Raw genomic sequence first — 14783 nt, 5'->3', positions numbered from 1 at the left:
GTTTTTTTGTCATCTTTCTCTTTTTCATTTTGTTTCCCCATTTCTTTATATTCTTTTCATCTATTATAAATCTTGTAAAAAGTGGTTACTAGTAAGAAGTGAAATATTCCCTCTTAATACATAGCCATACGATTTCAATAACCCTCGCTTATCAAATTCGCACGAAAAAAACAGAGCCTATCCATTGCAAAAGCGGCTCTGCTTTTTCGGTTATTCTATTAAATTTACCACTTTCCCTGCTATTACTTCCCCATTTTCCATACATGCCGCAATCCCTACTCCAAAGTAAGAACAACCTGCAAGATACACATTTGGATACAAATCAGCTAAATTTCGAGTAAGCGTTTCCACCGCTTGTTTATGCTCTAAAGCGTAAACTGGCATCGCATCCGTCCATTTTGTCACTTCATATCTTTTAGGCTCTGAGGTAATGCCTAAGCTGCTTTCAATATCCTTCTTAGCTTCTTCGACCAATTCCTCATCAGAAAGTGCATTTAATCGTTCATAGGCAGGGTTTGTCTTTTTATAAAAAAGCCGTAGTAGTAGCTGATTATTCTTTGACGTATGTTTCCACTTCCTGCTTGTCCACGTACATGCATTGCAAACAATGTCACTATCTTCTGCAACAATAAATCCAGTTCCATCTTTAGGCAGCTCTTCATCTGGTATGTCATAGGATAAATAGAGGGTAATATTCGATGAATTCTTTAATTTCCCGAATATCGGATTCAACTCTTCTTTGTTTAAAATTCTTTGCGTTACATCATGAGGTGTCGATAATACAACTGTGTCTACTATTTGCTGTTCCCCATTTGATAACTGGATTTTATATTGATCATCTACTTTTTCCATGCCAGCAACAGCAATTCCCTTTAAAATCGTTACATCTGTTAGCACTTCTTCCAGTCGATTGATAATAGTGGATAACCCTTTTTTAAAAGAGATAAATTTCTTATTCGCAGCAGACTGAAATATTTCTTTATTCTTTCCAAGACCACGGATAATGCTTCCATACTTTTCTTTGTAATCCAATAGATAAGGTAATGTAGATCCCATTGTTAACGAATAAATGTTACCAGAATATACACCAGCAAGAACTGGCGCAATCTGTTTTTTCACAATTTCTTTTCCGAAATAATACTCTAAAAACTCACCAATAGAGGATTCTTTCGTAAAGCTTCTATTTGTTGGAAAAAGATCCTTTAAAGCTTCTAGCTTCCCTCGCGTGGATATAAGCTCACTCGTAAAAAGTGCTTCCAGCGTCATCGGAATACCGAATATAGAATCCTTAGGAATTTCTAACAACTTGTTTTGAGTATGAATATAGGATGTTCCCGTTGCATTAAAAACGAGTTCCTCTTCTAAATTCAGTTCCTTTACAAAGGGTAGAACATTTTTATTCCGCGCGACAATAGAATCTGCTCCAGTTTCCATAATAAAATCATCTTTTATTGCGGTATGAATTTTCCCACCTAGATAGTCATTCGATTCTACTAGCACTAAACGGAGCCCTAAATTTCTTTCCCTGTTTTGTTTTTGCAAATAATACATGGCAGATAACCCAGTTATTCCACCACCTACGACTAAAACTGTTTTCACAATTCTTACACCTCATTTACTAATGACAATATCTAAAAACTTGTTTTCTCTACGATTTATTAGCTGTTTTTATTATAAAACATGTTCACCATTTTCTTTCTATTTATCAACGCTTTTTTTGTGTCTATTTGTTCACAATTTAACAGGAAATTAGCTGCTTATGGTAGTAAAATCCATTGTATAATAGTGTTAACCACAAAAATGTAAGCGCTTTTCAACTAATCGCTATTCTTTTTATCAACGCAACAATTATAACGTATTCCTGATGAATGACAAAAAATTTGATTGGTGGTGTCTATCTATTATGGCTAACAGTCGACTATCTGTTGCTATTCATATCCTATCTTTAATTGCCTCGAAACCTTATGAACAAATAACCTCTGACTCTATTGCAGAAAGCGTTAATACAAACCCTGTAGTGATAAGAAGAATGTGTGGACTCTTGAAAAAAGGTGGAATATTAACGAGTAGAGCAGGGATTTCTGGGGCTATTCTATTAAAATCTCCTGCCGACCTCTCTCTTTTGGACATTTATTTAGCTGTTCAATCAAAAAGTGAATGGTTTGCCCTACACGATCACCCAAATCACGATTGTCCAATTGGCTGTAAAATTCACACTACACTAGAGAAGACCTTTTCTACTATCCAGAAATCAATGGAAATGGAATTAGCACAAATTTCCTTACTGGATGTAATGGAAGAAATGGAATTATACAGTAAGATATAACGTTCGTTTAAACAGTTTTTAAATAGACAACAAAGAAACTAGCAGCTAGGTTATCCCTCATATGCTAGTTTCTTTATCTTTATTGATATGGATGATTTCTTGGAAAATTGTCTCCCAATCTTTTGTTTTGGCAAGTTGCTTTCTTTTTTTCTCCCACTCTTGATTTCTAGCAGTGTTCATCATTTTGTCACACGCTTGAATAAATTGATCCACTTTCACGCCACCTTGGAAAAGCTCATAAACACCCTCTTCTGCATATTCATTTGTTGAGGGTAAGTTCATCCCTATCACTGGTTTTCCAGCAGCAAGAAATTCAAAAAGCTTTAGTGGAAAAATAGCTTTATTATATTGGGTATCCTTATATGGCATCATCCCAATGTCAAGCGTATGCATATATTCCGAAACCTGGTCTCTCGGTACACTTCCAGCCCAATAAATATTTGGTTCCTCCAACAATTGCATAAATTCTTGGCTAGAATTAGTGCCGTCAGGTCCCACCAACAGAATCCGCCAATCCTTCCTCCTCTGTGCTATTTGCTGTATAAGATTAAAATCAAGCTTTGGCTTGATTCCTCCAATATACCCAATCGTTATTTGCTCTTTCTCTATCCGAGGAACATCTTTCTCCCGTTTTTGAAAAATCCCATATTCCACTCCATTTTCAAACGTGTAAATCTTATTTTGATAGAGAGGCGTTCGATTTACTAATTCCTCTTTTAAAAAGCTAGAAGTACAGGTAATATAACTCGCTTTCTCTACAATTCTTTGTTCACTTTTCAAAATGACCCTTTGTTTTAAATAGGCAAGAAAAGAGAATTTTCCACTTAACTGTTCTGCCCATAGATCACTACAATCATAAACAATTTGATCCCAATCGTATATCTTATGCAATGTCGGAAATGCAGGGTAGGTATACCATAATTTTACCAAGCAGCTCCCTTTTTTTTCTGCTAAATAGTTACTTAAACTGCGAAGCTTCTTTTGATAGAACAAGGGAATAAATCGAGCGAATCGTTGTACTTTATGATTTCCCAAGTCACTGATTATCCATTGATAAATACCATTTTCTAATTTCGTTACTTCCGGCGTTTGCTTTTGCCCTGGACATAGCCAAATTATTTCCTCTGTTTCCTGCTGTTTTTGCAGAAACTCTGCAAATCGATGTCTGCGGTATGTTAAATGATCTATATTCCAAATACCAGTCGCCACAATAACATGGATTGTTCTCATTTTAAAAAATCCCTCTACCTTCTACAGTCTTTTCCGGATAGCATTATAGGCATAATGAGAAAAATACCAGGACGACTGCAAGAAATTTAACTGCTCTATTTGACGATACACATGCCAATTATTTTTGGCTGCCTTCCATTTATTTTTGGAGATAGATTCATTCCCTACCCTGTATTCTGCTAGTATTTCATTTAAGCCAAACGCATGGAATCCTCTCTTTAAAATCATTAGCCATGTTGCCAAGTCTTGCCGAGTACGGATATTAGGCATACGAAAATCCCCCACTTGGTCACGATCAATTAGCACAGTAAGGCAACCGACAATTGTATTTTTTAACATTGTTTGATAATCTACTTGCTTAGGAGCCCGAATATACTTTTTTAAACGCTCGCCTTTTTGATCGATACACTCATAGGCAGTAAAGGTGAATGCATAATTATTTTCCTTCATATAGGCTAATTGTGCTTCAAGCTTGTCTTTCTTCCATCTATCATCACTGTCTAAAAAAGCGATGTATTTTCCACAGGCATGGTCAAGTGCCATGTTCCGGGCAACAGCAGCTCCTCCATTAACTGTCCCATAAAAAACGCGAATTCGTCCATCTGCCTTTTCCCATCCCTTTAATAATTCGACAGTTCCGTCCGTTGAATGATCATCAACAATTAATAGTTCCCAATCTTTGTATGTTTGCTCTATGACAGACTCGATGCTAAAAGATATATACTCTTTACAATTGTATGAAGGCATGATAATGGATACAGATAGAGACACTCTACATTCACCTCTTTAATCAGATTCAGATTTTAAAAACAATGGATAGATTATCCATAAACAACTGAGCATGATTCCAATCATAACTCCCATTAGGGCTCGATCTTGTTGAGAAACTACTCGGTTATCTGCCTTGATTGCCATAATATCTTTTACTAGCATCGCAGGCTGAAGAGTTAATTCTTTCGTTTTTAGCTCGTATAAAAATCGTTGTTGCTCTACAACTAATTCTTCTGAAACAGTCTTTTCCTGAAGCTGATTAATGCTTTCTGAAATAATTTCATCCTTTTCTTGATAATAGCGCTGATCCATTTCTAAAAAAGCAGTTACTAATTCTGATAATGAATTCAATGCTTCTTGTTCATTTGATGCAGTCAAAGCAAAGCTTATTTTTTTAGGTGTATCAGTAGAAATAAGGAGTTGCTTCCTATCGATCTCCACATCTGGTAAATATTCTTTAAAAGTGGTTTCATTTCTTAATAATGACGCGATCACTTCACTATTGTTCAAATACTCATTTTCATAATTTCCAAGTAAAATCGTTGCCTCTGCTTTTACCGTTGTGTTATCTTTTCCTGCTGGTGCGAACCATCCAATTGCTCCGAGAAGGATGCTGAGTATTAATAAGGACAAAATATATCTTTTCAATCTAGCTGTAATAAGTGATAAACCGAACTTCACGAACGAACTCTCCCTTTCTACTATGAAAGTTAAGATTCTAGCTTTCTATTTTTATAAACAGACAATGTAGATAAAATAAACCCTAAAAACACCCAATGGAAATATAAATTCATCACTGAACTTGGGCTGATACTAGAAATGAGGAAAGAGATCATTCCAATCATGCATGCTTCTAACAGCATTTTATCTGTCCTACTGTTAATTCTTTGATAGATTTGATAGAATCCTATAAATGCATAGATCCACACAAGTAAATAACCAAGCAGAATGACTAAACCAAAGTTTCCTGCAATTTCTGCAAACCAATTATGCACTTGATAGACATTTCCAGTTGGAAAGTAGCTATTGTGCTCCAAATAATAAGGGATATTTCCCGCTCCGATACCAAATCCATATGAATCTAGTAAATAATAGAAGGTATTCCTTAAAAGATTGATTCTTGCCAGGTTTGATGGCAGCACTTCATCAAATCCATATTCTCCTGCTGAATCCATAAGTAACTGAACTTTGGCAATCCCTCTGTTTGCAAATAAGAGACTTCCTAATAGAAATAAACCAATGAGGGTTAGCAATATTAATTTCTTCCATCTTTTCGGTATCAATAAGAATAGATATACTAACCCTCCTCCTATTACCGCAAGCATGGCAGCACGTGATTCCGTTAAATATAGAAGAATAAGTACCATTACACTTAAAACAAGCATGGAACCTTTCAGCATGGTTTTTTTAGCATTTTTTGCAACAGCTAAGAAGAAGAAAAAGGAAATTCCTAGATAAACAGCAAAATCATTTTGGTTAAAAAAAACAGCTGTAGGATAGGACAGTTTATGAATGGAAGCTCCATACAATCCTGAACTTGGCAATTGAATCGAGAAGAAATAATTCACAAAACCTATTCCCACTAATAAAACAGTCATTCCAAGCCAGCCCGCCAAAAAGAACTTCAATTGCTGCCTTGTTTTAAATGTCATACTTGCTAAATAAACGAATGCTATCCCCATAATCAATAAGGACAGATATTTAAGGGATGCAATAATGGAGATGGACCAAAGAACAGATATCATTCCATAAAGTATCCACCCACCAAAAAATAACCAAATAAATGACAGACCACTACGAGTAAAGTCCACCACCAGCCTTTTATTGTATAAAGCAGTGCACACGTACAAAACAATTGCCAATAATAGCAATATTCTGTACAAAAAAAGAGAAAAGGCACCGACATTTACACTAATGACGGACTGGTTCAAAAAGGTGGAAAGCAGCAAGGCATACATAACATTTCGAAATAATTGGTCAAGTGTAATGATTGATTTCAAATAAACGCCTAATTGTATAGCAATCCATATGCATACAAAGGGAAGTATCCAGGTTAATTTATACATCGTTGTCACATATAAAACCGTAAGACAACCGACAAATAAGACTGCGAATCCTATGGTTTTGCTTACTGTACGATTATTTCCCAACTTCTACAATCCTTCCTCCCTATTCTACGCTTACTTTTGTAAAACTTTTTTTGATGAGAAAAGGGTCTCTCTTAATCCATTTTCTAAATTGGTTCGAGGCATCCATTCTAATTCTGCCATTGTCTCCTCATTACAAAGGATGCTATGTAAAATATCTCCATCTCTTTCTGCTTTATATATTGGATCAAAGGAAACTCCGCCAATATTCCCCATCTTTTCCCAAAGCTGATTGATAGAAATTCGATTATTAGATGAAATATTTAAACAAACATTATCTTGTTGCTTTAATGCCTGTACATTTGCATTTGCTACATCTTTAACAAAGATAAAGTCCCGAGTTTGTTCTCCAGAACCGTAAATGATAGGTGCCTCATTTTCAAGAATACGATCAGCAAAAATGGAAATAACACCGCCTTCTCCCTTGCCATCCTGCCTTGGTCCAAAAACATTGCTATATCTTAGAATCCCATAGGATAGCCCATAAAATTTATACGCTAGCTTTAGGTATTTTTCGACTGTTAATTTAGTCAATCCGTACGGTGATTCAGGTAAGGTTGGATGATCAGTCTTAACAGGAAGCTCCACAGGATTTCCGTATACAGCTGCAGAGGAGGCAAATAATAATTTCTCCACAGAGGCACGAATAGCTGCTTTAATCACATGCAAAGATCCTTTTACATTTACATTTTCATCATGCAATATATCATGAACCGATTCTGCCACACTTACTTGGGCAGCCTGGTGAATAATAAAAGAAGGATTTAAGTCGACAATCACATCGATTACTCTTGGATCCGTTATATCAAATGGACAAATTTTAATAGGCAAATCTTTAATATTTTCAAATTTCCCTGATGAAAAATTATCGATAACAACTACTTCATAACCTTCTTCTAATAGAGCTTCTACAATATGTGATCCAATAAAACCTGCTCCACCTGTAACAAGAACCTTGGTCATTTTGATGCCTCCCAAAAGTAATTTAATTTGTGAGTAGAATTAATAGACTTATATGCTACTTCCTGATATTTTTCTATTAACCTTTTGGCATTATCATCTGCCGAATAATTCGTATGAACCCGCTGATATAACAGGTCTGTTACCTTTTCATATAACGATGGATCATCTGAAAACTCTTTCACTTTTGTTACAATTTCTTGTACTGATCGAGGTTGGATTAATAGATTAGAATATTCACCAAATAAATCTGGTACCCCACCTACATTTGTACAAATAATTGGGATTTTCAAAGCCATCGCCTCTATCACAACGGTAGGCAATCCCTCTGAATAGGACGGTAAAATAAAGATATCACTTGCGAGTAAATACTCTCGCACCTTATCATTAGGAATTTGCCCCACTAAAAATAGTCGTTCATTATACATTTCCTGTCTTTGCAGCCTTTCCTTTTCTGGTCCATCGCCTACATAAACGACTACATATTCCTCTGGAAGATAAGGCAATGCTTCTGCTAATTCAAAAATCCCCTTTTCTTTCACAAGGCGTCCAATATACAGAATGATTTTTTTACTCTTAGGTAACGCTAACTCCTCTTTATGCTTTGCTTTCAATAAGGAAGTTGCCGTTAGCTTGAATGTGGTTAAATCAATCCCTATTGGCAGCGGGGTACATTTTCTTCCTGTTTTTAATTCTGCCGTCGCCGCAAGATGCTCCCCTACTGCAATTACTTCATCTGCAGATTTTACCGTTTTTTGAAAAATCCGCTCTGAACTCCGACTGAAGGAAGGATAAATATGAACATCACTTCCATGCAACGTTAAAAGCCATGGCTTTTGACATTCAGCAGCAACAATTCTTGTCGCACCTCCAGAGGGCATTGCAAAGTGAGCATGAATAAAATCGAAATTCAGTTTTTCTTTCTTCAAGGTTTTAAGAATGCTGCCTGCGATACGTTTATCCGGCTGAAACCAGCGAAGTTGACCTGGGGTTGCTCTATACACTGGTCTGTATACATTTACTCCATTCCTCATCTCCAAATATGGTAGCTTCTTTTCTCGATATCTTTTCTTCCATACTCTAATAATGGCTGCGTTTAAGGGAATAGGATTAATTACCGTTACTTCTACTCCTAAAGAAGTTAGTGCCTTTACCTGTGTTTCATGAAACACCCCATTTCCAGGGTTCTCCTCACTTGGGTAAACACTGGTTATCCACAATATCTTCATGCTACGTAACCTTCTTTCTTTAGGCTTATCTGCGATTATTGATACTCTTCTCTAAGCTCTAGCTTTTTCATTACAAGTAATAACAATAAATAGCTTATCCCACTTATCAAAACAGACCATATTAGTGTCCAAACCAAATTATTGTAAATAGAAATCATTTGATTTTTTAGTAGAAATGCAATTCCACTACTTACTCCTGCAAGTATAAATGGCAGCAGCAACACTTTGATATATCTTTTCAGTTGAAGCCCTATCATTCTAGTTAATAGCATTCTTCCACCTATAAAATTTAGAATGCTAACAGCTACATATGTCCATGCCACAATTTCGAGCTGATTACTTTGAACTGCTGCTAGCAATGCTAAACCATAGCAAATTAATACTCCTGAATCCCAATAAAATGAAATATTCGCCTTTCCCTTTGCTAAAATGATGCTGCCATTTGGATTCATAAGGACCCTTAAAATCCCGACAATAATCATAATTTGCAAAATCGGAATAGCCTCTGCCCATTGCTCACCAAAAAATAGAGGAATAACTAAATCCGCAACAGCATAAAGCCCTAGTAGAAGCGGGAAAGAAACAAGCGCCAATAATTTGGTCATGTACAAATAACCAGTCTCTAATGCCTGATTATTATTTTTATCTTTCGAAAACACCGGAAATGCAACTCTTGTTATGATGGGATTTAATTTAAGAACAGGAATGGTCACTATTTGATAAACTAAGCTATATATCCCCAATGCCTCCATTCCAATAAATCTCCCAATTAATAGCATATCAACATTGCTGCCTAGACGATTTACAAGGCGAGATAAAAGCTGATACACTCCAAAAGAAAAGAATTCTTTACAGTCTTTGATATCTAGCACAAAGCTTGGTTTCCACTTTGGAAGATAACAAATATAAAAAAGAACTCCTTTCAAGGAATAGAGACAAATCTGCGACCATACATACGCATTTATTGGATTTTGCTTCGTGAAAACAATAAAACCAATTAAGAGACCAAAACTAAAAATAGTTGCTATCGTCTCTATTTTTCCTAATAGCTGAAAGGATAAGTCGCGCTGCATTAAATACTGGGATTGCTGCCCGATTGGCGCAATCAAGAAAACAATAGATAACAGACGGATTTTTCCCTCAAGCTCGTTGGTTTGAAAGTAATCTGCAATAATAGGACTAGCAGCCTGCATAAGAATACAGATAAGAATCCCAAGAAGAATATTTATCCAAAATAAAGTGGACAACTGTCTATCTGTTGCATGATGCTTCTGAATAACAGCTGCTCCTAGTCCAAGTTCGACAAAAATTTGTGCAAAGATAATAATGGTTGTTAACATGCCTATCATGCCAAATTCCCTTGCACTCATTGCATTTCCCAGTATTACAAACTGCCCAATTTGCAATAAAGTAATGACTAACGTCGATATACTGGTCCATTTTGCTCCACTGTTAATTTTGCTTTTAATGGAGTCCAATTACCTAGCACCTTCTCCTGTTAACACAACCTTTATTGTCTTTAATAAAATTATCATCTCTAAAGAAAACGTTAGATTATTAATATATTGAAGATCGTATTTTAACTTTTCCTTTGGTGTGATGTCATAACCACCATTCACCTGTGCTAGTCCTGTTAATCCAGGTTTCACAAGCAGCCTATTAGAGAACCCTTTTATTTCTTTGCTGAATTGCGCAGTAAAGGATGGTCTCTCTGGTCTAGGTCCTATAATCGACATATCACCTTTCAAAACAGAAAATAATTGTGGTAACTCATCAATTCTTGTTTTTCTAATAAATGCACCTATTTTCGTAATTCGCGGATCATTTACCTCTGCCCATTTTTCACCATCTTTTTCTGCATCTATTCTCATCGAACGCAATTTAATCAAATTAAAGCATTTGCCATTCTTTCCAACCCTGCTTTGAACATAGAAAGGGGTACCTGGCGAATCTATGCGAATAAGAACAGCAAAAAATAACATCAACGGGAGAGTAATAACAATACCAATACTTGCTATAAAGAGATCCATCATTCTTTTAAAAAATTGATAAGAGGAAACTTTTTTAGAAGACTTAAGGTTATTTGCTTGTACAATTGATATCTCTTTTAAAATATGGATACTCCTGTTAGCCTGCATTTTTTTCACCTCAAAGTTTTATCTATCTGGGCTATTTACAAATTTAGTATATGGTTCTTTTGTTAATAAATCGTTGAATCTATTTTAAAGAATGGTAAAGGATTGTAAATTTCCCGTTTATTTCAGTAAAAATGGATGTTTTTTTTAATGGAATTAAGTGGTCTGTTAGTGGAATTTGGCGGCTTGCTTGATGGTGGAATAGAAGATTGTGAGAATAAAGGATATCCTAAAAAACAATAATTCGTCGGTTCCCTTTTTGGCTTCTTATTTGTGATAAGAGGGGGGGAGGGAGATTCTCTTTTACAGAGGACGTTTCTCTTTTGCCTTCTCCTGCTTTTGTCTTGCTCTCGGTCACAGAGGACGTTTCTCTGTTTCCTTTCCCGGCTGTTTTTCTCGTTCTCGGGCACAGAGGACGCCCCTCTGTTTCCTTTCCCGGCTGTTTTTCTCGCTCTCGGGCACAGAGGACGCCCCTCTGTTACCTAAAATAAAATAGGATTGCCCACCACCCTTTATCGGTTAATAGACAATCCTTACTCAATAATCGTAATCAGCTTAATAATAATGTGACTAGTCCAATGAACAATACACTGCATAAACACCATGAATCTTGTTTTTTCCAATAGACTCTCCGAAAAGTAGATCTTTTTATTCCAGAACGATATCCTTTTACATCCATCATATTAGCCATGTCCTCTGCTCTATTTAGAGAACTAACAAACAAAGGAAGAAAAATTGGTACTAACGTTTTCATTTGCTGAAATAAAGAACCTTCACCAAATTCCGTACCTCTTGCTCTTTGGGCATCCATCACCTTTTGGGTTTCATCTAGTAAATTAGGAATGAAACGTAAGGAGATAGATAGCATGATACTAATATCATCAACAGGAACTTTTACTAAACGCAAGGGTGATAATAGTTTATTTATTCCATCTGTCAAATCGATTGGTTTTGTTGTTAATGTTAAGACAGTAGATAAAAAGACGATCATAATAAAACGACTAAAGATAAATATTCCATTTATTAAGCCGTACTCTGAAATGGCAATGGGTCCCCATGTTACATATACATTGCTTCCAGAAGTAAACAGAACTTGTAGCACTACTGTGAATAAAATGAGCCAAATCATTGGTTTTACTCCTCGTACATAAGTACGAAAAGGAACTTGCGATAAATGCATAATATAAAGTGTGATGAGCCATAAAAATAAATAGGCTTGCCAACTATCTGCTATAAATAGCATAACTATAAGTAAAATGACTGAAATCATTTTTGCCCGAGCATCTAACCGATGAAGCCATGATTCCCCAGGGAAATATCTCCCTAATATTAATTTATTCATACCAATCCCACCGAAACTAAAGCATCTGCTAGCTCTTCTATCGTTAGGCAAATACTTGGTAATTTTATTCCTGTTTCCTGTTCGATTTTTATTTGATAGCGCCGAGCCTGGGGCATTTCAAGCCCCCAACTCTCTAATAAATCGGAATCTGAAAAAATCGTTTTTGTTTTTTCAGATTTTATAATTTTTCCTTGATCCATTAAAATAACTCGATCTGCGTATAAAGCTACATCCTCCATATCATGTGTAACTAGAATAGTAGTCAAGCCTTCTTGCTGGTGCCAAGTAGAAATGAGCGACATTATTTCTTTTTTCCCCTGTGGATCTAGCCCGGCTCCTGGTTCGTCTAATACAAGCACAGACGGCTCCATTGCTAATATCCCAGCAATCGCAACTCGCCTTTTTTGCCCACCAGATAGAGAAAAGGGAGATTTGGATAAAATGTCTGGCTTTAATCCAACTAATGCAATCACCCTTTTAGCAATTTCTTTCGCTTCTTTTAATGGGACGCCGAAATTTAGAGGACCAAAGCAAATATCTTTTTCAACTGTTTCAGCGAATAATTGAGACTCTGGAAATTGAAATACCATCCCTACTTGTTTTCGAATAATCCGGATTGCTTCTTTAGAATAAGGAGGTTTTATAATTGTTTCTCCTATACGAACACTACCTTTTGTTGGTAAAAGCAATCCATTTAACGTTTTTAATAAACTTGATTTTCCAGCACCAGTTCTTCCAATAAGCGCGGTAAAAGTCCCTGATTCAATTGTAAGATTTACATCATTTAATACATTGGGTTTGCGAATTGGTCCGATCTGATAATTTGCTGATACATCCTTTAATTCGATTTGCATATCCATAACACCATTTCTTCTTCTGTCATATATTTTTCTGGGACACTACACCCTCTATTTTTTAACGTATTTCTTAGTTTTTCTGCAAATGGTTTTTCAAGTGACGAATCAGTGAAAAACAACTGAGAGGGGCTTTCTACTTTCATTAGTCTCCCTCGTTGCATAACCATTACTTTATCCGCATGGGCTGCTTCCTCCATATCATGAGTAATCGATAGGATTGTCATTCCCTTGTTTGTTAACTCACGTATTGTACCCATTAATTCCTTTCTGCTTCTTGGATCCAACATAACAAAAGCTTCGTCTAATATAAGTACCTTTGGCTGCAATGCCAGCATTCCCGCAATTGCCACTCTTTGTTTTTGTCCACCTGATAATTGCGAAGGATCCGCCATACGATAATCAGTCATTCCTACATCTTCTAATGCCTTATTTACTCTTTCTGTCATTTCTTTATAAGGCATATTTATATTTTCCAGTCCGAAAGCAACATCATCCTCTACCGTTGTTCCAATAAATTGATTTTCAGGATTTTGAAAAACGATGCCGATATCACGAGACACTGCCTCTTTTATTAAAATAGTACCATTTATCTTCAATTGTCCTGTATCAGGTTGAAGCAATCCAACAAGTAAATGGGCTAAGGTAGACTTACCACTTCCATTATGACCAATAAGCGCGGTCCATTCTCCCTCTCTTAATGGAAAGGAAACATCTGACACATTGCCCCTATCCTGCTTTTTATCATACCGAAAGCTTAATCCATCCACTTCCAAAACAACACCCAAACCAATCCCCCCTATTATTCGAAAAGCACAAGCGCATTGATTATCGGTAAATTTCTTATCTAATAATGAAAGACATTGCCAAAGACACTACTAGAAATCCATTAACAATGATCAAATTTTTTACTGCTAAACTAAATGTTTTTGATTTAACCTGTAGTTCGTTAAAAATCCGAATATGCTTATATACTGGTAAAATAGCAATCAAGCTTAATAACGCAATTGCTGGTAGTAAATGTAGAAAGACAGAGAACAGTATTGCAATAAAAGATCCAACATAAAGCCCGTTATACAGCCATAAAGAATATTTTTTTCCTAGATAAAACGGCAAAGTGAAGCGATGATTCTTAATATCTTCTTCCACGTCACAAATATTATTTGCAAGCATAAGGTTTGCAATCGTAAACATACAAGGTAGGGATACAATAATGATTTCTATTATTTTTATAATGTTAACTTGGAGAAAAATCATTTCCTTTTCCCATGCTAAAGCTGCAATACCAACATCAAACGCATTTACATATACCGTTAGAAAAACTATTCCAAACCCCATCGTAACTCCAGAAAACACCTCTCCTAAAGGCATTCTTGATAATGGAATTGGTCCAAATGTATATAGAATTCCAATGCAAAAGCATATAAAACCAATCAAAAGCACTAATAAGCCCGTCTCGATAGTAAGCCAGATCCCCAACCCTGTTGCAATCAAAAAGAGAGTAAGTATCGTTGCGATAACGGTGCTTTCTTTTATCCCTTCCTGCCCAATCACATTTTTTTCTTTCCTATATTTATCACTATTCGCTTTTCGATAATCCATATAATTATTTATTGCCGTTGTTGTTAAATCAAAGATTAGCATAGAGCTAAAGAATATAAGTGTATTTTTCAAATGAAACGCATTGTATCGGTATAATACGAATAATATCCCGATGAAAAACGGAAAAACACTAGCTATTTTCGTTTGTATTTCTACTAACTTTAAAAATGAACGAATAGACATCCCT

14 protein-coding genes are annotated in these 14783 nt (G+C 35.9%); 1 reads left to right on the top strand and 13 read right to left on the bottom strand.

What is annotated here, in order from left to right:
• Positions 1–210: 210 nt before the first annotated feature.
• Positions 211–1599 (bottom strand): protoporphyrinogen oxidase, encoded by a 1389-nt coding sequence (locus tag AB3U99_RS01890; protein ID WP_400245107.1) that lies wholly within the window; start codon positions 1597–1599, stop codon positions 211–213.
• A gap of 304 nt (positions 1600–1903) precedes the next feature.
• Between AB3U99_RS01890 and AB3U99_RS01885 the strand changes: the two genes are divergently transcribed.
• Positions 1904–2326 (top strand): Rrf2 family transcriptional regulator, encoded by a 423-nt coding sequence (locus AB3U99_RS01885; RefSeq protein WP_400245106.1) that lies wholly within the window; start codon positions 1904–1906, stop codon positions 2324–2326.
• Between the two features lie 57 nt (positions 2327–2383).
• Here AB3U99_RS01885 and tuaH read toward each other — a convergent pair whose 3' ends face one another.
• The 12 genes from tuaH to menA form a co-directional block, all read right to left on the bottom strand.
• Positions 2384–3556, bottom strand: coding sequence for a teichuronic acid biosynthesis protein TuaH (gene tuaH, locus AB3U99_RS01880; protein ID WP_400245105.1), 1173 nt, complete (start codon positions 3554–3556; stop codon positions 2384–2386).
• A 21-nt stretch (positions 3557–3577) separates the two neighbouring features.
• The gene (tuaG, locus tag AB3U99_RS01875; protein WP_400245104.1) at positions 3578–4327 is read right to left on the bottom strand and encodes a teichuronic acid biosynthesis protein TuaG; all 750 of its coding nucleotides are present in this window, start codon (positions 4325–4327) and stop codon (positions 3578–3580) included.
• 15 nt (positions 4328–4342) lie between these two features.
• The gene (locus AB3U99_RS01870; RefSeq protein ID WP_400245103.1) at positions 4343–5008 is read right to left on the bottom strand and encodes a hypothetical protein; all 666 of its coding nucleotides are present in this window, start codon (positions 5006–5008) and stop codon (positions 4343–4345) included.
• Positions 5009–5037: 29 nt separating this feature from the next.
• A complete protein-coding gene (gene tuaE / locus AB3U99_RS01865) occupies positions 5038–6477 on the bottom strand; it encodes a teichuronic acid biosynthesis protein TuaE (RefSeq protein ID WP_400245102.1) in 1440 nt (479 codons plus the stop codon).
• 30 nt (positions 6478–6507) lie between these two features.
• Complete coding sequence (locus tag AB3U99_RS01860) at positions 6508–7437, bottom strand: NAD-dependent epimerase/dehydratase family protein (RefSeq protein ID WP_400245101.1); 930 nt, start codon at positions 7435–7437, stop codon at positions 6508–6510.
• Positions 7434–8663, bottom strand: a complete 1230-nt coding sequence (tuaC, locus tag AB3U99_RS01855; RefSeq protein WP_400245100.1) for a teichuronic acid biosynthesis protein TuaC — start codon at positions 8661–8663, stop codon at positions 7434–7436. The genes AB3U99_RS01860 and tuaC overlap by 4 nt, the downstream gene beginning before the upstream one ends.
• Before the next feature lie 35 nt (positions 8664–8698).
• Positions 8699–10141 carry a teichuronic acid biosynthesis protein TuaB gene (gene tuaB / locus AB3U99_RS01850; protein WP_400245099.1) on the bottom strand — a complete coding sequence of 481 codons (1443 nt, stop codon included), beginning with the start codon at positions 10139–10141 and terminating at the stop codon, positions 8699–8701.
• On the bottom strand, positions 10142–10801 hold the full coding sequence (locus tag AB3U99_RS01845; RefSeq protein WP_400245098.1) for a sugar transferase: 660 nt from the start codon (positions 10799–10801) through the stop codon (positions 10142–10144).
• A gap of 547 nt (positions 10802–11348) precedes the next feature.
• Complete coding sequence (locus AB3U99_RS01840) at positions 11349–12140, bottom strand: energy-coupling factor transporter transmembrane component T family protein (RefSeq protein ID WP_400245097.1); 792 nt, start codon at positions 12138–12140, stop codon at positions 11349–11351.
• Positions 12137–12994 carry an energy-coupling factor transporter ATPase gene (locus tag AB3U99_RS01835; RefSeq protein ID WP_400245096.1) on the bottom strand — a complete coding sequence of 286 codons (858 nt, stop codon included), beginning with the start codon at positions 12992–12994 and terminating at the stop codon, positions 12137–12139. The genes AB3U99_RS01840 and AB3U99_RS01835 overlap by 4 nt, the downstream gene beginning before the upstream one ends.
• Positions 12979–13782, bottom strand: coding sequence for an energy-coupling factor transporter ATPase (locus AB3U99_RS01830; protein WP_400245095.1), 804 nt, complete (start codon positions 13780–13782; stop codon positions 12979–12981). Before AB3U99_RS01830 ends, AB3U99_RS01835 begins: the two co-directional genes overlap by 16 nt.
• A gap of 55 nt (positions 13783–13837) precedes the next feature.
• Positions 13838–14779 (bottom strand): 1,4-dihydroxy-2-naphthoate polyprenyltransferase, encoded by a 942-nt coding sequence (gene menA / locus AB3U99_RS01825; RefSeq protein WP_400245093.1) that lies wholly within the window; start codon positions 14777–14779, stop codon positions 13838–13840.
• Positions 14780–14783 lie beyond the last annotated feature (4 nt).

This window comes from Niallia tiangongensis, from assembly GCF_044704065.1.
GTDB classification, from domain to species: Bacteria; Bacillota; Bacilli; order Bacillales; family Cytobacillaceae; genus Niallia; species Niallia tiangongensis.
Note: the sequence above shows the minus strand (reverse complement) of the source record. Positions and strands in the feature narration are given on the sequence as shown.